Consider the following 23,964-nt stretch of genomic DNA (forward strand, 5'->3'; position numbering starts at 1 on the left):
AAAACAAAGAGGCAGACTTAATCTACCTCTTTTATACTTAGCTGTCTAGTCTAGTACTTTTCCTTTAGCAGCTTGTTCAACAATAGGTGAGCCTAAATAAGTGTTAACCTCTTTAGCACCATCTTTGTCTAAACCTAATGTTTTATTCCACTTTGTTTCATTTACTGCCTCGAACTTACCTTCATCGTTTTTCTCTTTTAGTGAACCTATCTTGAAGAGTAAAGTATTGCCTAGTATACTGGTAAGCTGATTAATATCAACAATAATACGGTAGTTCTTGCCTTCTAAGCTGAAGTCTATATAATATTTATCCTTTTCTACCTTACCTTCTTCATCTTTAACTTGGTTATTCCTTGCAATTTCCCTAAATGCGTCTTTTGTTACTAGCAACCCATCCTTAATAACCTTCAGAGCTTTCAACTCAGATATTTCGTTATTTTTGCTGATAGCATATATTGCTAAATAAGTCAGCGCAGCAGCAACAAATGCTAAAACGCCCATTCCAAGTGGTGTAGCTGCAAAAGCTGCTAGCTTGCAAGTTGAAGGCCTCCAAAGCGGTGTTGAAAGTATTGCTAATCCACCTATAACGTATATAGCAGTAAATGCAACAAATACAGTGTTTGCTTTGTGGAGCTGGCCACAATGATTTTTGAAAGTTAGCATAAACGACTTCATTTAATAAAATATTAATATGCTTAAATTGTGTATAAAAGAACTGTCATAGTCAAGCTTTTTCGTAAGCTACCTGCCGCTTGAGCCAAAGCCCCCTGCATTGCGACCGGTTTCTTCTGCGCAGAATTCTTCTCTGTCATCCCAAATTACCTGAGATACCGGAGAAATAAGGATTTGTGCGATTCTATCTCCTCTTTTTATTTCGTATGGTTGATTACTTAGATTAATTAGGCAAATTTTAACCTCACCTCGATAATCAGAGTCTATAGTGCCCGGAGAGTTTAAGACAGTGATTCCATGTTTTGCAGCAAGACCAGAACGTGGGCGTACTTGCCCCTCAAAACCGTTTGGTATTGCAATCACAATTCCAGTTGGAACAAGTAATCTCTCAAGTGGATTTAAAACAGCAGAGTCATTCAATGCAGCATAAAGATCCATACCAGCACTTTGCACAGTTGCATAACATGGAAGAGACAAGTCTTCTCCGTGTGATAATCTTTTTATTTCTACTTTAATTTTACTTCTTTGCACTCCAATTTACCATCTATGAAGACTCAATTATAGCATGTAAATTGTATCTGCAAAAGTGATAAATGTAAATGATGTCATTCCAGCGCAGCCATAAAAATTCCTTGACAAACTCCGCCAGCCCCCTTATCATGAAACTGAAGCTATTGTATTTGCTTTCGCCAATCTGCAGATTAAAAGGTAAGGATTACTTAATGTATCGGCGTCTTATGTTCAATTTTTTGCAGTATATAGATACTGTATGTCTTTACAAAACTTCATCTACATCTAGATTTTTATCTAAATAAGCTGAACGCGCTTATAAAGCGTTACAAGACATCAAAAAATGCCAATACTCGACAGAGATAGTAAAAGACTAGCTAACTCGGGGATTCTTTGTCTTTTTTTCTGCTTGGTAAATTTCTTAAACATTTGCAGCATAGGTTAGTTGCAATTAAAAGCAGCTAAATCTTGCTTGTCAAGCGTTTAAAACATAAAAAACGCCAATATTTTAAAGCGGATAATAACCACGGGGCTTCTTTTGCCTTTTTTTTGTTTGGTAAATTTCTTAATATTTATGGCTAAACGACAACCGTCATCCCGCTGCTTGTTAGCGGGATCTGAGATACCGCGAATGAATCGCGGTATGACGTAGATTGCTGTCATTCCAGTGTCAGCTACTTGAATGACACCCTCTTGGTATTCGTGTAGTTGCAAGCAGTATAGCTATAAATCACTCACAATCGATATGCTTGAATTACTCTCAGTAAATAAATCAAGCATAATGTTAGGTATTCTACCATCAACTATGTGAACAACTCCAGCACATTCCTCCGCCATTTTAACGTATGCCATAAGCCTTTCAATAAATTTTTCCCCTTTAATTTTCCCACAATCAATCGATGCATTTAAATTTTTAACAGATATCTTCCTGCCACCAATTTTATCTATTTCTTCATCTGTGTCACTCAAGATTATCATTTTAGATGCAGAAACTGCGATTGCGATTGCGCTTGCAGTGCTATCGGCATCAATATGATATGTTTCCCCATCTTTTCCATGACCAATTGGTGCAATAACTGGTATAAAATCTGATTCTTCAATAAAAAATAATATATCAGGATTGATTTCAGTGGGTCTACCGATGAACCCCATGTCTAATATCTTTTCGATATTATTTGATCTATCTTCTCTAAGCGTAGCGGTTATTTTTTCGACTTTAATTAAGTTACCATCTTTTCCACATAATCCAATAGCTGAACCACCAGCAGAATTTATATGCTGAACAATTTTTTTATTAACTGAGCCACACAGTGCCATTTCAATGATTTTCATAGTGTCTCTGTCTGTAAGTCTGATACCATTCACAAATTTACTGTCCATACCCAGCACTTTTAACACCGAGTTAATTTCATATTCTCCGTCATGAATTATTACCGGATTTATACCAAGCTGCTTCAACAAGACAACATTATGCACAAAAGTGTTAAATAGTGTTTCATCTAAGATTATTGTACCACCGCATTTAATGACAAAAGTCTCGCCTACAAAGCTAGGTATATTAGATAGCACTTCAAATAATATTTCTGCTTTTTGTTCAAATGATACCTCACCCTTTAAGAATTCACTACTCTTCATTTTTTTATCTTGTAAACTTGAAAAACTCATCTCTTACCTTGGTTATTTTATGCTTAACACGGATGCTCATTTGATGAATTGACACATTCTCATTATTAATCCATCTTTGAATATCTTCTATAACAGCACCTAAGCTTTTTTGACTTACTTTATCTATTTTTGTTAGCACAACGTTAAAGTTAATGTTATTACATATTAACCAATAAATGAAGTCTTTGTCTATTTCTTTTAATCCTACCTTGCTATCTATCAACACAAACACTCTTCTTAGATTTCTTCTTTGAATTAGATAATACTCAATTAAGTTTAAATATTGTATAATTTCCTCCTTACCTGCATGAGAATAACCATACCCTGGTAGGTCAACAAGCCTGAACTTATCATTGTACATAGAGTAAAAATTTATTTGTCTAGTGCATCCAGGTTTAGAGGAAACTCTGGCAGCTTTTTTGCTGTTTATCAGTAAGTTAATCAGACTGGATTTTCCTACATTTGATCTACCAGCAAACGCAATCTCTGGAGCCGACTCATTTGGTAATGATTTTATGTCCGAAGCTCCAAATATGAAATTGCAGTTTGATGTTATCTGTTTTGCCATTATATTCAACTAGAAGGTAGTAGGTATATTATAGTGTTATTGCTTGATATAAGAAATTTTTTATTTCAGTATATATTACTTAGCTAGATCTGTGCTATATGGATATGGAAAATAATTTACAAGACTTAAAGAAAAAATTTAATGATATAGAGAGAAATTTGGAAAATCCTACCAATTTAAGTCAAAAAGAATTCATTACCCTTTCAAAGGAATACTCTGAGCTCAGGCCAATAATCAAGATAATTGACGAATATAACACGCTGAAAGAGGAAATTTCAGACTTAGAAGAAATAATGAAAGATGAAAACAGCGAAGGTGATATAAAAGAGTTAGCAAAAGAAGAATTCTTCGAAAAGCACAAGGTATTATTACCAAAAATAAAAGCAAAATTAAAGTTAGCATTATTGCCCAAAGATGAAGATGACTCAAGAAATGCAATATTAGAAATTAGAGCAGGTACAGGCGGAGAAGAAGCAGCATTATTTGCAGCAATGTTATTTCGTATGTATCAAAAATATGCAGAAAGAAGAAATTGGAAGTTCGAGCCAATAAGCATTTCTAATACAGGTATAGGTGGCTATAAGGAAGCTTCTGCACTCATTAATGGAACAGAAGTTTTTGCAAGGTTGAAATTTGAATCAGGGGTGCACAGAGTACAGAGAGTGCCAGAAACTGAATCCTCAGGAAGGTTGCATACCTCTGCCGCTACTGTTGCGATATTACCTGAAGTAGAAGAAGTTGACTTTAAAATAGAAGAAAAAGACTTACGAATAGATGTTTATAGATCCAGTGGTCCTGGAGGGCAATCAGTGAATACAACTGACAGCGCAGTAAGGGTCACCCACTTGCCAACAGGGATAGTTGTGATACAGCAAGATGAAAAATCGCAGCATAAAAATAAAGCTAAAGCGCTCAAAGTATTGAGGGCAAGGCTATACGAAATTGAAAGACAAAAAAAAGAAATGGAAAGGTCAACAATGAGGAAAAGTCAGATTGGCTCTGGTGATCGTTCCGAGCGCATAAGAACATATAATTTTCCACAATCAAGAATAACAGACCACAGAATTAATCTAACTTCACATCGGCTAGAGCAGATCATAAAAGAAGGTGAACTAGATGAATTTATTGAGGCATTAATTTCACGCAATGAAGCAGAAAGATTGGCCGGGGAAAGTTAGCAGCCTACAATGGAATATCTTTATTAATTACATAGGATCTTTTAAACGCAATAGATAGACAGTAAAAACAAGTTCTAGTACTATCGCGGATAAAACAAGAACAGCTACACTAATTGTTTGACCATTGTAAATGTAGCTTGTTAAGCCGATAAAAATAGCCATGATAAAAGCTCTAATGAACGAGACTGCAGAAGAAGCTGTGCCTTTAATTTCAGGGAAAACATTTATTGATGCATTAAAAATCACTGGCTGGAAAATTGCACAACCGATAGAAAAAATAATCATAGACAGTGTTACTAAGTAGAAAGAGTGGGGTACAATTATACTGAATATTACAAGCAATAGAGACCCAATAGCACCCACGCTCGTACCAGAAATTACACACTTTATTGCTCCAAGTTTCTGCAAGATTTTGCCAGCAAATAGACTGATGAGTGAGAAGCACCCAACTATTGCACCTTGATGTAGTGCATAAATAGTGCTAGATAAACCAAAAGTCTTCATATACAGAAAAGGTCCACAAGTAATGAATGACATATACGCAGCAGAAAAGAGGCTTGACATCAAAGACAACGTAACAAACCTCGGACTAGATAGTAGTTTTCTGTAATCTTTCATCATTTTTTTCAAACTGAAAATATCGCGGTCCTTTTTTGTTTCTGGTAACGCTAAAAGCAGCAAAACCCAAGAGATTAAACAAAGTATTGCAACAGTTGCATAATTACCACGCCATCCTACAATTTCATTGATGAAACTGCCTAACACTGGCGCAATTGCCATGACAACTGTAAGAACAGAATTCATGATTCCAATAAATTTCACCGCTTCGTCGCCTTTGTAGCTGTCTGCAACGATTGCAAACACAACTACAGATGTGCTAACACCAATGCCCTGAACAAAGCGAGAGATTAAAAGCCAAAAAATCGACGGTGCAAAAACACAACCAACAGCGCCGATTAATAACAAAGTGTTACCTATGATCATAATTCTCCTTCTGCCATAGCATTCAGACAATGGACCAAAAAACAACCCTCCTATGCAAAAGCCTAAAAAATTATAAGCAATAGTTAATTGAATTGTTCCTTCTGATACGTTAAAATAGTGCACCATATCAGGAAAACTAGGTACGGAAATGTCAATTTCAATGAACTTGGCAATTAGAGACAGGATTAATAGAAAGGGTAGTAACATTTGAGATTTTCAATTAATGAATAAAAATATCACATTTAAAGCGTTGAAAGAAGAACATTTTTTACTGTTATTAAAATGGTTAGAAACACCTCATGTGAAGGAATGGTGGATAAATTGGACACTAGGGTTAATTAAAGAAAAATATGACAACTATGTTAAAGCTCTTACTCTCTGTCCTAACTTTACTTATTTCCTCTTACTTTTTCAACAGTCCGTCTAAATTACTACAAGCAGTTTAATTTTTAGTAAATATGTCATTATTCAAAAATATGCAAGAAGCTTTACAGAAACTTAACATAATTTTATCATACAAATGTCATTCTTAAGTCCTATGTAAAAACAAATTTTGGCACTAATTTAATTAACTATGAGCTGGATAAATTGGAAAATAAATTTTGTTTACTTTTACAACACCTTAAGATCTAATGTCACTTTATCAATCAAAAATATTACAATAGGCTAGTATGTTCCTTACTCTTTTTCTCAAAATATTACCTATTTATATTACAATATTTATTGGTTACTTAGCAGGAAAATATCTTAAAATTGATAGAAACACTATATCTCAAATACTTTTTTATATAGCTAATCCAATAGTGATTTTATATGGAGTCTCTCATACAGAAGTTAACTTAAAAGTAATTTCTCTGCCGATTTTGATATGGTTTATAGGTAGCACTATGTCCTTATCAGTGTATTATCTTTCTTCTTTTTTATTTAAGGATAACACAAGAAACATATTAGCATTTAGCTCGGGCAGCACAAGTATGGGTTATTTTGGCCTGCCGATTGCCATGGCTTTATTTGATGAAGATTCAGTATCTGTATATGTTGTTTGTTATATAGGAATGGCGCTATTTGAAAACAGCTTAGGATTTTACATAGCTGCAAATGGTATTTATACTGCAAAAGAATGCATATTAAAGTTGTTCAAACTTCCTTCGCTTTATGCGATGGTTCTGGGCTTCTTTTTAAGTATATACGATATACAAATACCTACTTTTTTAACAGATGTTATGATGAATATTAGAAGTACATTTGTCACATTAGGAATGGTGCTACTTGGAGTGAGCATTGCGAATATTGCAAGCTTTAAAATAGATTGGAAGCTTGCTTTGATCACTATTACAGCAAAGTACGTATTCTGGCCACTGTTTGTTTTAGGAATTGTCCTTTTAGACAAGCATGTTATAGGTATATACGATGAGAGCATATATAAAGCACTGATGTTGCTGGCTATTATTCCAGTTTCTGGGTCCAGTATAATACTTGCTAATATTTTGAATTATCAACCAGATAAAGCTACTCTGTTGCTTCTAATCAGTACTGCAGTGGGACTGTTTTATGTTCCACTAATAATATCATTATTTTTTACTAAACTTGTTCCTTTTTGATCAAAAAATTAAGCGCTTGCACAACCATTATTTGGGTAACAACACAAGACATTGATAAAACTTGAATTTATAGCTAAAGCAACTTCTACAATTTGGTAACCCGTCATCCCGCTACTAGTTAGCGCCGCGGCGGTAAATTGACCTTACCCAGAAAAAGTAGAGAGAAAGTTAAAACGTTTTTGGAGTAAAATAAAACGTTTTTTCAAAATATGACAAATAGAAGAGAATATACAGCAGAATTCAAATTAGAAGCTGTTAAGCTGGTTAAAGAAACAGGTCAAGCAAGTACAAAAATAGCAAAAGATCTAGGTATAGATAGCAGTATGTTAAGTAAGAAAATATGATGGAAAAATGTCTGGAGCATACGCATTTCCAGGCAAAGGCTCCTTATGACAAAGAAAGATTTGATCTAAAAAAAGAGCTAATAAGAGAAAGAGACATCTTAAAAAAAGCCATGGGCAAAGAAAAAGAGTAAAGTATTCTTTTATATAGAAATTGCTATAAAACACAGGAACTATGTAGGGTTTTGTACTGGTGGTATTGGTTGCTAAGGAAAAAAGCAGTAAAGAATTAGCAAAAGAAGGGCTTCTAGCAGATATTCAAAAAATACATCAAGCTTCTAAATGCAGATATGGAGCCCCTAAAATTCACGCTGAATTAAAAGCTTTAGGCAAAAATTAAAACAGTACAAAGTGTTATGCAAGAAAATGGCATTAAAGCCAAGCTTAGACGAAGGTTCAAAAATAAAAAACAGCAAATAAGCAACCGAGTTGTGGCTCCGAACACATTGGATCAAAATTTTACTACTGATCAGCCAAATAAAGTTTGGGATTACCTACATAAAAACTAAAGAAGGTTGTTGGCGGCAATAATTGACCTATATTCACGCATGGTGGTTAATGAGTAACATGATAATTAGTTATAGATTCTTTATTGATGGCCGTTGATAAACGCAAACCCGATAAAAATCTGCTGTTACATAGCGATCAAGGGTCACAGTATACCTCTCAAAATTACCAATTTCTATTGAATACAAAAAACATCATTTCCAGCATGAGCCATAAGGGCTGTTGTTACGATAACTCTGTTGCAGAAAAGTTCACTTAAAAGGGAGCTGCTTATTGATACTTCTCGCTCAACAAACCAGAACTGCCATATTTGAATACATAGAAATCTTTTATAACAAATAACGTAGACATTCTACTATTAACTATTGCATTCCTGCACAATTTATTCTCATGATAAAAACGTCTTAACTTTCTCTCTACTTTTTCTGGGTAAGGTCACCTCTTTAGGTGCTCCTTTTTTCTTTCTTATACACACAAAAATCATATAGAATTGTAAATACAGCTTTTTTATTCTGATGCTTTTCAATTCTATAGCTCTGGTTGTCTCTCTATTACTATTTTTCTACATTATCGTAAAAAAACTGAGCGAAAAGAAAGCAAACCTTGAGGGTAATTTATGTAAATTAGAGCAAGAACTTCAAGAAACAAAGCAAACTTTGCTTACGAAGAATGAAGAAATAGTTGATTTAAGGGTCAAAAGAGCAGAACTTGAAGTAACTCTGCAAAAAGAACGTGAGGAAAAGAAAAAGGAAATAGAATTACTAACAAAAGCAGAGGAGAGATTAACAAACACTTTTAAAGCGCTCTCTCTTGATGCTTTGCAAACAAATAACAATAATTTTCTGAACTTAGCAAAGGAAGTAATCGATAGTAAATTAAAAGAAACGGAAAGCGATTTCAAAAAAAGACAAGCAACGATCAACGAAGTTGTAACTCCAATAAAAGAAAAATTAGAAAAATTCGATAATGAAATACGTGAGCTAGAAAAGGAGAGGGTAGGGGCCTATGAAGGTTTAAAGGAGCAAATTGGAGCGCTGATGAACCAAACTTCCAACCTTGCTAATGCCCTGAGGAAACCTCACATTAGGGGCAAATGGGGTGAAATGCAACTCAAAAGAGTGGTAGAAATGGCAGGAATGATTGAGTATTGCGATTTTTTTACTCAGCCGTCAGTGATTGATAAAAACGAGGATAATTTATTGCGTCCTGATTTAATAATCAAAATGCCATCTGGAAAGCAAATAATAATAGATGCTAAAGTGCCGCTTGATTCTTACATGGATGCTATATCACAAAATGATTTGCAAATACAAAAGGAGAAATTAAAGAACCATTCCCTGGCAATAAAAAAACACATAAATGACTTGGGTAAAAAAGAGTATTGGAATCAATTTGAAAATACGCCAGAACTTGTGGTGCTTTTCTTAACAGGGGAGGGGGTTTTTAGCGCAGCACTGGAATATGAGCCTGCTTTGATAGAGATTGGAGTGGAAAAAAAAGTGATCATTGCAACACCGATCACTCTAATTGCGTTGCTGAGAGCAATAGCGTATGGATGGAAGCAAGAGATGATAGCTGAAAACGCAAAGAAAATCAGTGAACTAGGTCATATTTTATATGAGCGCATTTGCACAATGGGTGAAAACTTTGATAATTTGCGCAGGAGCTTAAAAAGTGCTGTTGATCATTATAATAAAACTGCTGGCTCTCTTGAAGCAAGGGTGTTTCCTGCTGCTCGAGAATTCAATAAGCTTGGTATACATGCAAAAAATAAAAGTTTAAGTGCTGCAAAGGAATTAGAGTCTTTACCACGCAGTTTACATACTGAGGGGCTGAAAGTAGATTAGGCATCTTAACAGGGAATGTTCAAAAAACCATACGCGTCAAGTTAAGGAATGTAGAGAGCTTAAAGTAGATACCCTGGTCTTCCTATATCTGTCTTTCAAAGAAAACTTTGACCAGATTATAGTAAGCTTTTTTAGAAAAATTTTTAAATTATTGACAATATTGTTTAATATCAAAAAGAGCTCTCTAACCCGCCTTTTCAATTCAATAAATGCCTTTGTTAAACTGAGCTCCGTGTTCTTTTTTAGTTTTACACAGCCAATCATTCCGTGAAATACGAGAATAGCACATAATTTTGCGTATAGCTCGCACAATACTCTAAATGGATTTGTCTTTCCTTTTAGTTTATCAAGATTGATATGACTTTTATATAGTTTAAATAGTAATTCGATTTGCCATCTTACTCTATAAACCGTCAATATTTGTTCAGCATTAATTTTACTCTCTGGAACATTAGTTATAAATATTGACCAATCTAATAACTTTTGATTCTTTTGAGAAGATGTATATCCATGTGACTTTGCTAATTTATTAGCCTTTCTTCTTCTAGCCATAGACTGTTCTTCAGTTAGCTTTTGACATATAATTCTTACCTTAGTTTTTACTTCCTTTCCTAATAATACTTCTTTTTCTGAAGATAATTGACCTTCCAAATACTCCAATAGCTCTATTTTTTGATTTGTTTCTATATCATATATATTGGTATCAGACTTATAACGACTAACAAAATATGCACCTGCTTCATCAATCTGTTTAAAAGAACTAGGCACAAAGTAGCCCAAGTCAAATATTAGCAAATCATTGGCTGATAAACCGTTCAGATAATCCCTATAACCTTGATCCGACCTTATTCCTTCCATAAAATTTAACTTATCTAGCGCTTGATTCAGGTAATCAAAGACTAACTGTAGCTTTATTCCTGATTTGGTATTATTCTCACAATCTCTATAGCTACTGCCATATCCTTTGTACATATCTTCCATGCTACCATACGCGTCAAGTTAAGGAAATAAAGGTATGAAAGAGATAGAATAATAAGGTATAAGTTCTCCCAGATATACTTTTAGTGAGAGAACCAATGAATAAAATAACTTGCTTATCAAAAAAGCTCAAAGAATTTTTTAATGAAAAAGCAGAGAAAATCTCAATTACAACAAGGTTTATAAAAAGAAAGAGAAAGCTAAAAGGTTCATCATTCGTAAAAGCCATGGTCTTGGGTAATATAGGAGTTGATAATTGTAGCGTAGAAACAATGTGTCAATTACTAAACGAGGACTCGATAGATATAACAAAACAAGGTTTGGATTTTAGATTTACTGAAGAAGCAGTGGAATTTATGAAAAGGATGTATAATGAATCTGTGATTCTCTTTAAAAATATCTTGCAAGTTGATTGCAAAATCTTACAGCAATTTAATAGTGTTAAATTATTGGACAGTAGCTATATTACTCTACCTAACAGTATGGAAGAGATGTATAAAGGTTATGGTACTAGCTACAGTGGCTATGAAAGCAATACTAAGTCTGGAATAAAGTTACAATTAGTTTTCGACTACATGAATCAGATAATAGACCAACTTAATTTAACGGAGGGGGTAAGATCAGACCAGGGATATAGGAAACATTTAAGTAATATATTAAGCAATGATTTGCTAATATCTGATCTCGGTTATTTTGTGCCAAGTTCTTTTAAACAAATCAATGAAATAGGAGCTTATTTCATAAGTCGTCGATACCAACGTATATGATGTAGAAACAAATCAAAAAATGGAGTTATTAGAATGTTTAGAGATTTTTAGAAAACGAGGTATTGTTAGGAAAAGAAGCAAAAATTAGAGTAAGAATTATATGTCAGAAACTAACTGAAGAACAGTCTATGGCCAGAAGAAGGAAAGCTAATAGATTAGCAAGATCGCAGGATCCTCTAAAAGAAATCAAAAATTATTGAACTGGTATAACTAATGTTCCAGAAAATAAAATTAGTGCTGAGCAAGTATTAACGATTTACAGAGTAAGGTGGCAAATTGAGTTATTATTTAAATTGTATAAAAGCCATATCAGGCTTGATAAGCTAAAAGGAAAGCCATGCAGAGTATTATGTGAACTATATGCTAAATTGTGCGCAATTCTTATATTTCACGGCATAGTTGGTTGCACAGAAGTGAAAAAGAATACAGAACTTAGCTTAACAAAGGCATTTATTGAGCTAAAAAGGCGGGTTAGAGAGTTATTTTTAGTATTAACCAAAATTAATAGTTTAAAAGCATTTCTTAAAAAACTCACTATAACTTGGTCGCGATTTTCATTAAAAGACAAACGTAGAAGGGCTAGAGTATCCACTTTAACCTCTCTAAATTTGCTCACAATCTCTTAACTTGACGCGTATGGTTTAATTAAGTGTGAACTGTTACACGAAAATTTTGTAAACAGATTAATATACCCTGTTTTTGCTATTCATCTAAAAATGGAACCATAGAGTACGTTGAGGAGCGTAAGCAAATTTTAATGCAAAAATTACTATCAAAAAATAGATTATGCAAGAGGTCTAATTATTCTGCCGCAATTTTGCTCTATCACACTTGCCACATTTAATATTCCAGCTTCATCATAATAATTTCCAATCACTTGCAAGGCAAGTGGTAAACCCTCATTGGAGAGCCCAACAGGAACAGAAATAGCAGGCAATCCTGCCAGACTTGCCGGCACAGTAAACACATCATTGATGCACATAATTAGCGGATCTGGCTTTTCATTTAAGCCAAAAGCTTCTGTTGGAGCAGATGGCACAAGTATGTAATCTATTTTTTCAAACGCTTTTATAAAATCATTTCTGATTAATGCCCTGATACACTGTGCTTTTTCGTAATATTCATTGTAATGACCTGAGGAAAGCGCATAAGCGCCAATTAAAATTCTTCTTTTCACCTCTTTACCGAAACCTTCTGCTCTTGTTAGTGAATACATTTCTTCAAGGGTATCAGCATCAACCCTTAATCCATAACGCACACCATCGTAACGAGCAAGATTGGATGAAGTTTCAGCAGAACAGATTAAATAATAGACTGGTATTGCATATTTAGTATGTGGCAGAGTAATGTCAACAACTTCAGCGCCATTTTCTTTTAAATAGGAAGCAACTCTTTCCCAATTATGAACTATTTCCTCTGAAATTCCATCCATCCTATATTCTTTTGGTATACCAATACACTTACCCTTGACATCACCATTTATAAAGCTAGAAAGTTTAGGCACTGGCTTTTCGCTCGATATTGAATCTTTTGTATCATAGCCACAAATTGCTTCCAGCATTAATGCTGAATCAGAGACAGAACGAGTAATGACTCCTGCTTGATCCAGAGAACTCGCAAATGCAATCATACCAAAACGCGAGCATCTTCCATAAGTTGGCTTTATTCCAACCACTCCACAATAAGCTGCTGGTTGGCGTACAGATCCACCGGTGTCGCTCCCTAACGCTCCAGCGCATAAAAATCCAGCAACCGATGCTGCAGATCCACCAGATGATCCACCAGGAACAACTTTTTCCCCATCGCTTTTTCTAATCCACACATTTTCAACAGGGCCAAAATAGCTATTTGTGTTCGCAGAACCCATAGCAAATTCATCCATATTAAGCTTACCGAGCATGGCTGCTCCACTTTTTAAAAGCAAGTCAGACACCGTAGATTCGTAAGTCGGAACGAAATTTTCCAGCATTTTTGAGCATGCTGTTGTTTTTATTCCTTTTGTACAGAATAGATCTTTGATGCCAACTGGTACACCCATGAGCGGCGAGATTAAATCATCCTTTTGCCTAGAGAAATGTTCATCTGCAGCTTTAGCAGCTTTCATTGCTATCTCTGGGGTTTTTGTTATAAATGCATTTAATTTCTCATTTTCAACCGCACTGATGTGCGCCTCTACGAGTTCAACGGCAGAAAAACTCTTTTTTTTGAGCCCGTCATGCATTTGTGTAATACTTAACTTTCTTAGTTCATTCATCAATATTTAATTTTTAGCAAGACGTTAATTATAACATGGCACGATAAAAAATCCATACATTTATAGTTACAGCTAGAAATGTAGCTAAGGTAACTTAGATTCACCGACAATCGTCATCCCGCTACTTGTTAGCGGCTAAGAGATACCGCAGCGGTATGACGTAGAAGCTATACTTTTATACTCACCAACTCAGTATCCAATCCGGATTGTATCTTAAAAAGGTCAAAAGACTATAATAAGCAAAGGAGTGATACTGTGTCTGAGTGAAAATCGTTGAGATCCCAGTGTCTGCTGCTTGCATAGCATTTATTTACAAAAAAATAGTCATGCAAGAGACTTTGCTTGGATATTTGATATAATTTAGGTCTATTAAAGCAAAAAATACTAACATGAATGAAGTGATAACATTTGGTTGTCGTCTAAATTTTTACGAGAGCGAGTTAATCAAAGAAGCATTAAAAAAAGCAAAGAGAGAAAATGTTGTTGTGGTGCATAGCTGTGCAGTGACAAACGAAGCAGAACGTCAGGTAAAGCAAAAGATACGTAAGATTTACAAAAATGATCCAAATAAAGAAATTATCGTAGTTGGTTGTGCTGTTCAGTTGGATCCAGAAGTTTACAGTAGCATTCCTGGTGTAAGTAAAGTGCTCGGTAATCAAGATAAGCTAAAAGCTGAAAATTACTTACTAAATGACGATAAAATCTTGGTCAGTGATAACCAAGTAGAACCTGTTCTAATTAATGGATTTGAAGATAAGTCAAGGGCATTTATTGAAATTCAAAATGGTTGTAATCATAGCTGCACATTTTGTTCAATTACTGAGGCAAGAGGGAATAATCGATCTGTGCCAATAAACAGTATTATAGAGCAAATCAGGATCTTTGTAGAAAATGGATATCAAGAAGTAGTGTTTACAGGGGTTGATATTACTGACTTTGGTACAGATTTGTTGGGTAAGCCATCACTTGGTTCAATGATTAGGAGAGTTTTAAAGGATATACCAGAGTTGAAGAGGCTAAGACTTTCCTCTATCGATGTTGCTGAAGTTGACGACGAATTAATGGATTTAATAGCTAATGAGTCAAGACTTATGCCTCATTTACATTTGAGTCTACAATCTGGTAATAATTTAATACTAAAGAGAATGAAGCGTCGTCACAACAGAGAACAAGTGATAGAATTTTGTCATAAAATGAAGAGCTTGAGGCCTAATATAGCATTTGGCGCTGATATTATTGCTGGATTTCCAACAGAAACTGATGAAATGTTTCAGGATACAGTTGATTTACTGAAAAAAACAAATATAGTTTACCTACATGCTTTTCCATATTCAGAGCGGAAAAATACACCTGCTGCACGAATGCCACAAGTACCAGAGAATGTGCGTAAAGAACGAGTAAAAAATTTAAGAGAAGTAAATAAAGAAATTATGAGCAGTTTTTGTCAATCCTTGATCAACACTAAGCAAAGTGTTCTGGTTGAGCAAAATAATGTCGGTAGAGCAGAAAATTTTGCATTAATAAAGCTTGAATCAAAAGCTCAAGCCAAGAGTATTGTGAAAGTTAATGTTAAAGGAGTGGAAAATAATTATCTAATTGGAAATATTTTTTCTTAATTTTTGTACATTGAAGAAATATACGATATAGTAATTATACTGTAAATGATAATTGTGAATTCATTTATGATAACTAGAATATCTATTACTTTATTTTTGATTTTCATTTCATGTGTCTATTTTTTTATTACTTATATTAGTAATGATACACACATTGAGCAAGTACAACCCTTAAAATTAGAAACAGATAATAATGAAAGTGTAATACGTTCTGAAGAGGTTACTGAAAAAGAAATACTAATAAATGATTTAAAATATCAAGAACTTGAAAGTAGTCCTATTAAGCAACCTTCTATTCTCCAAGTAGCTAATCAGAAAAATATGTGGTCACGTATTGCAGATCAAGCTGAGCCTACAAAAGAAAAATCAAAAAAACTTGATTTTTATGTTAGCGCTAACGGTGGTAAGGTATACCATGATAATTCAGAAACATTTGTAAAGGGTATACAAGAAATAGGAAAAAGAGTCCTAACTTTAGTTGAAAGTCATTATGGTTTTATAATAAAAAATATAGTGGCAAATGAAATTAAAAGTATACAGCAATTTGATGGTAAAATTGATTTCCAGTGGCTTAACAGCATATCTTTAGGTTACTATGCTGGAGAAAATGGCCGAGTTGATTTTGAAACCATGTATTCTAGAGCCAATATTGAAAATAGTAATTCTCCTCTGGTATTTGATAAATCAGCAAGTATATTTGCGTTTTTGTTAAACTTCTATTATAATCCCAGCGTTCAGGATATACAATTTGCTCCGTACATCGGTCTTGGTATAGGGCCAACAGTTTTTAGATTAAAAAGGATTAGTGGGTCACCCCAAAATTCAATGCCACTTAATGTTCCTTGGTTTGCTTATCAAATAAAACTTGGTGTTGATTATTCAATAATCCCAGAAGTCAAAACCTTTCTCGGCTATCGTTACTTTAGCGTTCCGATACCTGTTGCAGATGACATATCTACTCACAATATTGAAATTGGTTTGATATTTAATTTTTAGTGATAATTTAATATATATATAAATTCTTATCTTTTCTATCTAACAAACCAAATGTTGGTACGATTGTTGCTTTTAAAAAAATGACAGTTTCTACTGTTCTAATATTATTCGCTAGCCTTTTTGACTTCTGGTGCAATAAGCTTTGCTTATCTTCTCTATGTTCTATAAGCCCGCCGATTACCATAATTTCACCGCTCTTAATTTTTAACATAGAGTTCATTTCTCTGATTTCAACAATTGGAATGTCGCTATTTAATTTCATTTTACTCTGCTGTGCGACGTACTCTATATCTGGATCTTTAACGTAGCCGTTAATTCTTGATAAAGTTGGATGTATATCCATGAATATTTCACTAGTATCAATGTTAATGCTTGGGTGGATTATTAGCACAATACCTATTGGAACGCTATTCATCTTGGTAATTAAGGTCTGATTAGAGTTTCTAGTATCTTTTTGTATATCGGAAGTAAAATAAATATGGTTTTTAGTAAATGAAATCATCGCTTGCTGATTATTTATAGCATGTACTCTGGGGCTTGAAATTACAGTTGAAGTGCCAAATTTGTCTAAATTTTTTACTAAATCTCCTAGATCATTCGCACCAAAGTTCATTGCTAGGTTAATAATGGAGTTATCTTGATTTATTATAGACTTAGTTCCATCGCGTAAGTCATTTAAGTTCATACCAGAAAGGTATTTGTCATCTAGCACAACTTCAACTATTTTTGCCTCTATCATTACTTGAGAAGACGCTAACTTCTTAACCTTATTAATATATTCTTCAACAGCTTTGTGGATATCTTTTCTAGCATTCAAAATAATAACACCAGCTTCTCTGTTGGATGAGAGGAATTCGCCATCATCCACCCCGTTAACATCCATTATTGCATTCAAGCCTTTTTCTAATGAATTCCATAAGTCACTACTGTATTGAGACTTCATAACATTGTTATAGTCCCTATCAACGTTACTTCCATCACTGTTAGTAATATTGTTATTAATGACGAAACTGCTTTGAGCAGAATGTTGAATATTGATGAAGTCTACGTAATAATTTTGTGCGTATGGCAAGTCCTGCTCAATTCTAATTACACCATTACTTGTTGAGTAACGCAGTTTGGCGCTATTTGCTATACTCTGAATTACTTCGTTTATATCCTTATCTTTTAGCTTTAAAATAATATTACCTGATATTTTTGGGTCCATATCCAAGTTAACGTCAGAAAGTTTTCCTATCTCAATCAGCAAATCCTTTACTGATACTTCTTCACTAACATTAATAGAAATAAGCTGATTACTGATTGTGAGATCGGGAAACTCTATTGGTAAAGGCATAATTTCTGGTATTGCCGGTTCATTAATCTCCAAAGAGGTGTTATATTGTTGCAACGGATAATCGTGCTTATAATTGTCTATGTTAATAGGATATTGCTTGGTAGGTAGATGTGTGCAAGAAATAATGAAGAGGAGTATTAAGCATTTAAAAATAGCCATTAGAACAGCATACAAAATCTATACTAATAGATTTCTATAAAAATATTAAAAATGTATTTAATCGTATCCGTTCAGGAGAGTGGTTTAAGAAACAATAGATAGGAGATTTTGGAAAGGATTGAGACCCCTTTGTTTCCAAGTTAAGTATAATGAAATTATCCGCTCAAGGAATGTATTTCCCCGCTTTGATTGTGTAAAATATGAGTTTTTGCGATAAACGACATAATGCCGAATTTGCCGTTCAGCGTGGTTATTTGTCAGCGGAATATTTTCTGGGTCATCTAAAAATTTCCACATCATTCTTTCAGATCTCAGAACATTTTTTGCAACTCGAGAGGCTCCAATTGCTTCAGGTAAACGAGATATCTCCTTCAAGTAATACTTTGTACGTTTTCTTAATTTTCTGGCACGTCTGACAAACCTCAAAACATCTATCTCACTTTTTAGTAAAGCTTTTTTTAGTGCAAATAATTCAGTGGCCACGTTTCTCAAGTAACAACCCAGAACTTTAACTTCAATATTCCAACTATGTGCTAATCTTTCAAAATCTCTTGATAAATGTGCCCAACAGATTTGCCTGTTTTTATCGGCAAAATAATTGTATGCTGCATACCTGTCAGTTATTACCAAGCTATTGCGATTGCAGAATTTACTATTTTGTAAAACTTTCATTCCTCTTGACTCTGTAAATTTTACAAAACTTGCCGTATTGCTTGCAAACATCCAACACCAAGCGAGTTTACCTTTGTTATAATGGCTCGTTTCATCAATATGTAGAACTTTACTCCTACTTATCTCTTGTTCGATCTGCTCATACATTTTTTTGCATTTTGAAGCAACTCTATGTTCACTATTTGATATGCTACCGACGCTTATGTTCAAATTGAAGATATCATTTACGACACTCGCTATTTCGCGTTTTGAATTTTTGTAGAATCCGCTGAACGCTGCAATTATTGACTTAACCCTTGGACCAAATGTATCTGGCGTAACACCTTCCGGTAACTTGCTACTTCTTCTCTTTCCGCATCTCCGACAACGGCCATGTTCTAACTGATATTCCACTACATAAGGCTTGATTTCTGGAAGATCAACTTTCTGATGAATATATGGTTTTTCACATATTGCAATTTCTCCTCCGCATTCGCAAGTATTAGGCAACTCTATCTTTACTACTTTATCTGCATCCATGTTGGCGCGAAAACTTCCTTTATGACCAACCTGACCGCCAATATTCCTTTCGCTTTTCGGCTTATTCTTTTTTATTTTATACAACTCTTTGGAACTTGGTATTGATGAATTTTTTGAGCTTAAACCGAGTCTTTCTCTTAACTCAGCATTTTCTATCTTTAAAGCCTTATTTTCTGCTTTTAAACTTTCATTCTCTTTTTCCAATCTTTCTATTTTTGCTTCTAACCTTTCTATTTTTTGCTGTAAATTTTTGCAAAGTTCTAAAAGGTTTACCATATTATTTCACTTTTGCTCTATGATTATCTTTTTAGATCACCTTGTCTACCTTATTCTGCCACTCCGCTGAACGGATACATTTAATCTCATTTTCATCGAGCAGATAATTGTCGTGTATTAGCTTTGGCTATGTATTTTTTGTATACTCTTCTTGTACTTAAATGTAGACCAGCATAGCCCTAATTTTTTTATATATTGTACTTCTTTCTCTGTATTTAATAATAGGCTTGAAAATAAATGGTAAGCCTATAATTGTTAAGCTTAGAGCTAGGGTTGAAAGTATACAACAGGCTTTGTGTTTACTATGTAGCTCTTTCAGGTAAAGCATCAAAAATCTACAAAATTTTTTGTAATTTTCTTCGATGTTTTTTTTGCTATGAGCCTTGCTAATGAACATATCTATTGCGGTATGACCGTTATTGCACTTAATGTTAAGGTCTGCACCTTTTTCTGTTAACAACTGAGCTATATCAAAATAATCCTTTTGAACAGCAAGATGTAGAGGTGCAAAACCTTGTTGCTCACAAATGTTCATATTGGCTCTAACTTCCAATAACATTTTCACAATTTGTGTATGGCCTTTTTTAACTGCGAGTAGCAAGGGAGTTCTGTTACATTTAGTAACAGCATTAACGTTTACCTTAAGCTTCAATAAGAGCTTAACTGTTTTAGTGTTACCATTATGGCTAGCTTTATGCAGCCTAGCGTTACCATTAAAATCTTGATCGTTTGCTTCTATTCCCTTTGAAACAAGAAATGTTACCATTTTTCTATTATTATGCTCAATAGCGCAATCTAACGCATCAAAACCATGGTTGTTTTTTGTGCAAAAAAACTCTTTAAGTTTAATTTTATCGTTACTTGCTTGCTGTTTTTTTGCAATAAGTTTTACTATTTGCATTTTGTTGTTATACGCTGCTAGGAAAAGCGTAGTGTTATTTTCTGCATCTTTGGCTTCTATATTTGCACCTTTCTTTATCAGATATTCTATAATTTCTGCTCTGCTGTCATAATGTGCGGTGCATTGATAAATGGTTAAAAACAAAGGAGTACGAAAATTGTTATCTTCACATTCGAGATTTGCTCCGCTATCAATTAAAATTTGGACGCTTTTTTTAGAACCGTATAGTGAAGCTATATGAAGAGGAGTATAGCCCTCTTTGGCATCTTTTTCATTAATTTTTGCGCCTTTTGTTATCAAAAAATCTATTAATTCCGTGTCATCTTGTAGTGCAGCAAGGTGCAGTGGAGTGAATCCATTTTTATCCTTGGAATTAATTGTCAGTTGGTTAACAAAAAGTTTAGCAACTTTCTTGTGTCCATGCATAATGGCGTAATGCAGAGGGTTTCTATTTTCGTTGTCTACGACATTGAAATCAGCTTCGTGCTCTAGTAATGACTTTACTCCAACTAAATCGCCTTCTTTTGTGAACTTATGCAAGAGAGTGATTCCACTTGCATCTTTTGAGTTAATATCAAATCCATTTTCTACTAATTGGTTTATATCTTCCTCACGCGCCATATCACTTAAATCTCTAATTAAACTCTTTTCGCGTTAATAATACTCCTACTTGATTAAGTTTAAATGAATCTGTGAGAAATGGCTAGTGCATTCTTGCATAACAAACTTTTGGCAGCGCATTGGATGAAACGAAAAACTTACTTGACAAACTCCGCCAGCCCTCCTATCATGAAACTGAAGCTATTTATTTATCTTCGCAATCTCTGCAGTGGATTAATGACAAAAAACTTAATGTATTTGGCGTAAATCATGCTTAATTTTTTGCACTATATGCACCTCATGTCTTTATAAAACTTTTAGGTTTCTACCTATACAAGCCGAAACGCGCTTATAAAGTGTTTAAGACAGTAAAAGACGTCAAATAGACAAGGGAGAATTTGAATACTAGCTACCCTAGGGTTTCTTTGCCTTTTTTTTCATTTGGTAAATTTCTTAATATTTATAGCTAAACGACAACTGTCATTCCTGTAAAGGTCAAGTATCCCGCTACTTGTTAGCGGCTGAGATACCGCGAATGAATCGCGGCATGACGGTTCGCGGTGGCATGACGATAAGCTCGTCATCCCGCTACTTGTTAGCGGCTGAGATACCGCGAATGAATCGCGGTATGACGGTTAGCGGCGGCATGACGTAGGATTGCTGTCATTTCGCTACTTGTTAGCGGCTGAGATACCGCGAATAAATCGCGGTATGACGGTTAGCGGTGGCGTGACGATAAGCTCGTCATTCCGCTACGTGTTAGCGGCTAAGAGATATCGCGGTGGTATAGCTATAAATTGTTGATATCTTTTTTATATCACATTTTTAACTTACAATAGTTAGCCAGCGTTCCTTACATTAACCAAATCTTTCAAATTCTGCACTCACCACTACCTATAACTCACTTTCACGCAATATTGATCGTTCTTAAAAAGCAATCTAACATTTTTTATTCCTTGATTGCGAAGCTTTGATGCAGCTGATTTAGCAGCCTGAGCACTTTTAAAAAATGCAACATATCCCTTACTTTCTGCACTGTCTTGTTTCGGATGACGTTTCTGCATTTCTTTTTCATATTGCTTTCTGTAATGAGGAGTATTTTGTATCAATTGTTCTGACATCTTTCTTAGGTATTGAACTTTTACTTTTGCAAGCCCAGATTTATGAAATCCTAAGACTTGAGCTGCTTTTTCTGATAAGTCTATTATTCTGCCTTCAATAAAAGGCCCTCTATCGTTAACCCTTGTAACAAGCTTTCTTCCATTTTCTAAATTAGTGACAAGAACAAAGCAGGGTAAGGGCAAAGTCTTATGCGCTGCAGAGATCAAGTGACGGTTAAACGCTTCACCATTTGCTGTAAGTGTGCCATGATCTTCTATTCCATACCACGATGCTATCCCTATCTCTTCATAGTGTTTACAGTTTTTTGGATAATAAGTTATACCATTTATTGTGTAGCTGCTGCCAATTTTATAATGACCTGCAGTGCAGTTAAACCTGTTGCTAAAACTGCAACTACTCATCAAAACGAATATTAGACATAGGAAGGCTAGGTTTTTTATCATTGTATTCGGTAAGAGGGTTCGATACTATGAGGATTTTAAATTATACTATAATAAATTTAGTAATGAGTAAACATCTACTGCTAAATATTAACAAAACTCAAAAAGGAATAATACATATTATTGGTATAGGTGGAATTGGAATGAGCGCTATTGCTGAAATTCTTCACAATTCCAATTACAAAGTTCAAGGCAGTGATGCGCAGTCAAACAACAATGTAGATAGATTACAAAAGCTGGGTATAGAAGTTTACATTGGTCACAATGCTAATAATATAAGCCAAGCTCAAATAGTTGTACATTCTTCTGCGATAGAATCTGATAATGTGGAATTAGTAACAGCGAGAAATAACAATAAAACCATTTTGCATAGATCAGACATACTTGCTGAACTTTTAAGAGATAAATATGTGATAGCGGTTTCAGGTTCGAGCGGTAAGACAACGACAACAGCAATGATTGCTTCCATTTTTGATCATTCTAATATCGATGCAACTGTAATTGTGGGAGGAATACTAAATTCGTATCAGAGTAATTCAAGACTTGGAAAGAGTGACATTTTTTTAATCGAAGCTGATGAGTCTGATGGAACCATGCTAAAAATTCCTGCAAATATTACTGTCATAACGAGTATTAACGACGATCATATGGATCATTATGGTACATTTGACGATATTAAGCATGCATTCTCTCAATTTATAAATAAAGCAGATTTTGCAATTTTGCCTGATTCTGTAGGCATTAATTATGATGCAAGTAACTCTATGATGTTTGGGTTTGAAAGTGGTAACATTAGAGCCAGCAACATTAAACAGCATGCTAACAGCATAGAATTTGACGTGTTGATTGACAATAACCACAGAATAAAAAACGTAGTACTATCAAACACAATAGGAATGCATAAAGTCAGTAACGCACTAGCTGCAATATCAGTTGCGATAAAGCTCGGAATTAGCGATGCAGAGATTAAAAAAGGCCTTTTGGAATTTCAAGGAGTAGCAAGAAGATTCTCTTTGATTGCCGATATTAAAGGTGTTAAGTTAATTGAGGATTATGCCCATCATCCAAATGAAATATATGCAACTTTAACGGCTGCACGTTCGATTACTAAAGGAAAAGTAATAGGAATTATCGAACCACTTCGTTTTGCCCGCATTCGTAATTTTTTTGATGAATTCATACGAATTTTCATGATGTTTGATTATGTCATCCTCACTCCTGTTCATCCCCCAGAAGACAAGCCTATTCCTGGTTGTGGGATTGATGATATACAAAAAGCTTTAATCAGTAATGGATTTAATAACACAAAAATTATGAATGATGCTTTGCTCATTTCACATTTTATTAGTGATTCGACAAGTCCAAGTGATATAGTATTATTTATTGGTGCTGGTAGTAATATAGCTAAGCTAGCAAAAGAAACTGCAGCACTTATTGCGGAAGTTAAGGTTTAAT

General features: G+C 34.4%; 16 protein-coding genes and 4 pseudogenes. 9 read left to right on the forward strand and 11 right to left on the reverse strand.

What is annotated here, in order from left to right:
* Nucleotides 1-45: 45 nt before the first annotated feature.
* From EA652_RS01170 to yihA, 4 genes are all read right to left on the reverse strand, one after another.
* Entirely contained in the window at nt 46-663 is a 618-nt protein-coding gene (locus EA652_RS01170) for a hypothetical protein (RefSeq protein WP_173862874.1), read from the reverse strand.
* Nucleotides 664-741: 78 nt separating this feature from the next.
* A complete protein-coding gene (dut, locus tag EA652_RS01175; protein WP_012673099.1) occupies nt 742-1,203 on the reverse strand; it encodes a dUTP diphosphatase in 462 nt (153 codons plus the stop codon).
* Nucleotides 1,204-1,905: 702 nt separating this feature from the next.
* Nucleotides 1,906-2,817: an acetylglutamate kinase gene (gene argB, locus EA652_RS01185; RefSeq protein ID WP_012673100.1), complete on the reverse strand. Its 912-nt coding sequence runs from the start codon at nt 2,815-2,817 to the stop codon at nt 1,906-1,908.
* Between the two features lie 4 nt (nt 2,818-2,821).
* Entirely contained in the window at nt 2,822-3,415 is a 594-nt protein-coding gene (gene yihA / locus EA652_RS01190) for a ribosome biogenesis GTP-binding protein YihA/YsxC (protein WP_006280523.1), read from the reverse strand.
* Nucleotides 3,416-3,513: 98 nt separating this feature from the next.
* On the opposite strand from yihA, the gene prfA reads away from it, so the two are divergent.
* Nucleotides 3,514-4,593, forward strand: coding sequence for a peptide chain release factor 1 (gene prfA, locus EA652_RS01195; RefSeq protein WP_007548640.1), 1,080 nt, complete (start codon nt 3,514-3,516; stop codon nt 4,591-4,593).
* Between the two features lie 27 nt (nt 4,594-4,620).
* Here the strand turns inward: prfA and EA652_RS01200 are convergent, their stop codons facing one another.
* Nucleotides 4,621-5,784 carry a multidrug effflux MFS transporter gene (locus EA652_RS01200; RefSeq protein WP_012673102.1) on the reverse strand — a complete coding sequence of 388 codons (1,164 nt, stop codon included), beginning with the start codon at nt 5,782-5,784 and terminating at the stop codon, nt 4,621-4,623.
* Nucleotides 5,785-5,800: 16 nt separating this feature from the next.
* On the opposite strand from EA652_RS01200, the pseudogene EA652_RS07600 reads away from it, so the two are divergent.
* The 4 genes and pseudogenes from EA652_RS07600 to EA652_RS01230 all read left to right on the forward strand — a co-directional run.
* Nucleotides 5,801-5,944: pseudogene (locus tag EA652_RS07600) on the forward strand (N-acetyltransferase); the annotation flags it as partial.
* A gap of 304 nt (nt 5,945-6,248) precedes the next feature.
* On the forward strand, nt 6,249-7,178 hold the full coding sequence (locus tag EA652_RS01210; RefSeq protein ID WP_006279391.1) for an AEC family transporter: 930 nt from the start codon (nt 6,249-6,251) through the stop codon (nt 7,176-7,178).
* Between the two features lie 209 nt (nt 7,179-7,387).
* Nucleotides 7,388-8,368 (forward strand): annotated as a pseudogene (locus tag EA652_RS07605) (IS3 family transposase).
* Between the two features lie 173 nt (nt 8,369-8,541).
* Nucleotides 8,542-9,873 carry a DNA recombination protein RmuC gene (locus tag EA652_RS01230; protein ID WP_007548651.1) on the forward strand — a complete coding sequence of 444 codons (1,332 nt, stop codon included), beginning with the start codon at nt 8,542-8,544 and terminating at the stop codon, nt 9,871-9,873.
* A 36-nt stretch (nt 9,874-9,909) separates the two neighbouring features.
* Here EA652_RS01230 and EA652_RS01235 read toward each other — a convergent pair.
* A pseudogene (locus EA652_RS01235) lies at nt 9,910-10,857 on the reverse strand (IS4-like element ISWosp9 family transposase); the annotation flags it as partial.
* A gap of 92 nt (nt 10,858-10,949) precedes the next feature.
* Between EA652_RS01235 and EA652_RS01240 the strand changes: the two are divergent.
* Nucleotides 10,950-12,244, forward strand: a pseudogene (locus EA652_RS01240) (IS4 family transposase).
* A 158-nt stretch (nt 12,245-12,402) separates the two neighbouring features.
* Here EA652_RS01240 and gatA read toward each other — a convergent pair.
* On the reverse strand, nt 12,403-13,872 hold the full coding sequence (gene gatA / locus EA652_RS01245; protein WP_012673103.1) for an Asp-tRNA(Asn)/Glu-tRNA(Gln) amidotransferase subunit GatA: 1,470 nt from the start codon (nt 13,870-13,872) through the stop codon (nt 12,403-12,405).
* 389 nt (nt 13,873-14,261) lie between these two features.
* On the opposite strand from gatA, the gene mtaB reads away from it, so the two are divergent.
* Both mtaB and EA652_RS01255 read left to right on the forward strand, forming a co-directional pair.
* Nucleotides 14,262-15,488 carry a tRNA (N(6)-L-threonylcarbamoyladenosine(37)-C(2))-methylthiotransferase MtaB gene (gene mtaB, locus EA652_RS01250; RefSeq protein ID WP_010082135.1) on the forward strand — a complete coding sequence of 409 codons (1,227 nt, stop codon included), beginning with the start codon at nt 14,262-14,264 and terminating at the stop codon, nt 15,486-15,488.
* Nucleotides 15,489-15,554: 66 nt separating this feature from the next.
* Nucleotides 15,555-16,484, forward strand: coding sequence for a P44/Msp2 family outer membrane protein (locus EA652_RS01255; RefSeq protein ID WP_006280172.1), 930 nt, complete (start codon nt 15,555-15,557; stop codon nt 16,482-16,484).
* A gap of 7 nt (nt 16,485-16,491) precedes the next feature.
* Here the strand turns inward: EA652_RS01255 and EA652_RS01260 are convergent, their stop codons facing one another.
* The 4 genes from EA652_RS01260 to EA652_RS01280 form a co-directional block, all read right to left on the reverse strand.
* Nucleotides 16,492-17,979 (reverse strand): type II secretion system protein GspD, encoded by a 1,488-nt coding sequence (locus EA652_RS01260; RefSeq protein WP_006280171.1) that lies wholly within the window; start codon nt 17,977-17,979, stop codon nt 16,492-16,494.
* 84 nt (nt 17,980-18,063) lie between these two features.
* On the reverse strand, nt 18,064-19,446 hold the full coding sequence (locus tag EA652_RS01265) for an IS66-like element ISWen3 family transposase (protein WP_007548562.1): 1,383 nt from the start codon (nt 19,444-19,446) through the stop codon (nt 18,064-18,066).
* 157 nt (nt 19,447-19,603) lie between these two features.
* Nucleotides 19,604-20,968, reverse strand: coding sequence for an ankyrin repeat domain-containing protein (locus EA652_RS01270; protein WP_012673105.1), 1,365 nt, complete (start codon nt 20,966-20,968; stop codon nt 19,604-19,606).
* Nucleotides 20,969-21,837: 869 nt separating this feature from the next.
* Nucleotides 21,838-22,512: a septal ring lytic transglycosylase RlpA family protein gene (locus EA652_RS01280; RefSeq protein ID WP_006280330.1), complete on the reverse strand. Its 675-nt coding sequence runs from the start codon at nt 22,510-22,512 to the stop codon at nt 21,838-21,840.
* 26 nt (nt 22,513-22,538) lie between these two features.
* Here EA652_RS01280 and murC point away from each other — a divergent pair, with 26 nt between their 5' ends.
* Nucleotides 22,539-23,963 (forward strand): UDP-N-acetylmuramate--L-alanine ligase, encoded by a 1,425-nt coding sequence (murC, locus tag EA652_RS01285; protein WP_012673106.1) that lies wholly within the window; start codon nt 22,539-22,541, stop codon nt 23,961-23,963.
* Nucleotide 23,964 lies beyond the last annotated feature (1 nt).

It is taken from the genome of Wolbachia endosymbiont of Drosophila ananassae (genome assembly GCF_008033215.1).
Classification (GTDB): domain Bacteria; phylum Pseudomonadota; class Alphaproteobacteria; order Rickettsiales; family Anaplasmataceae; genus Wolbachia; species Wolbachia pipientis.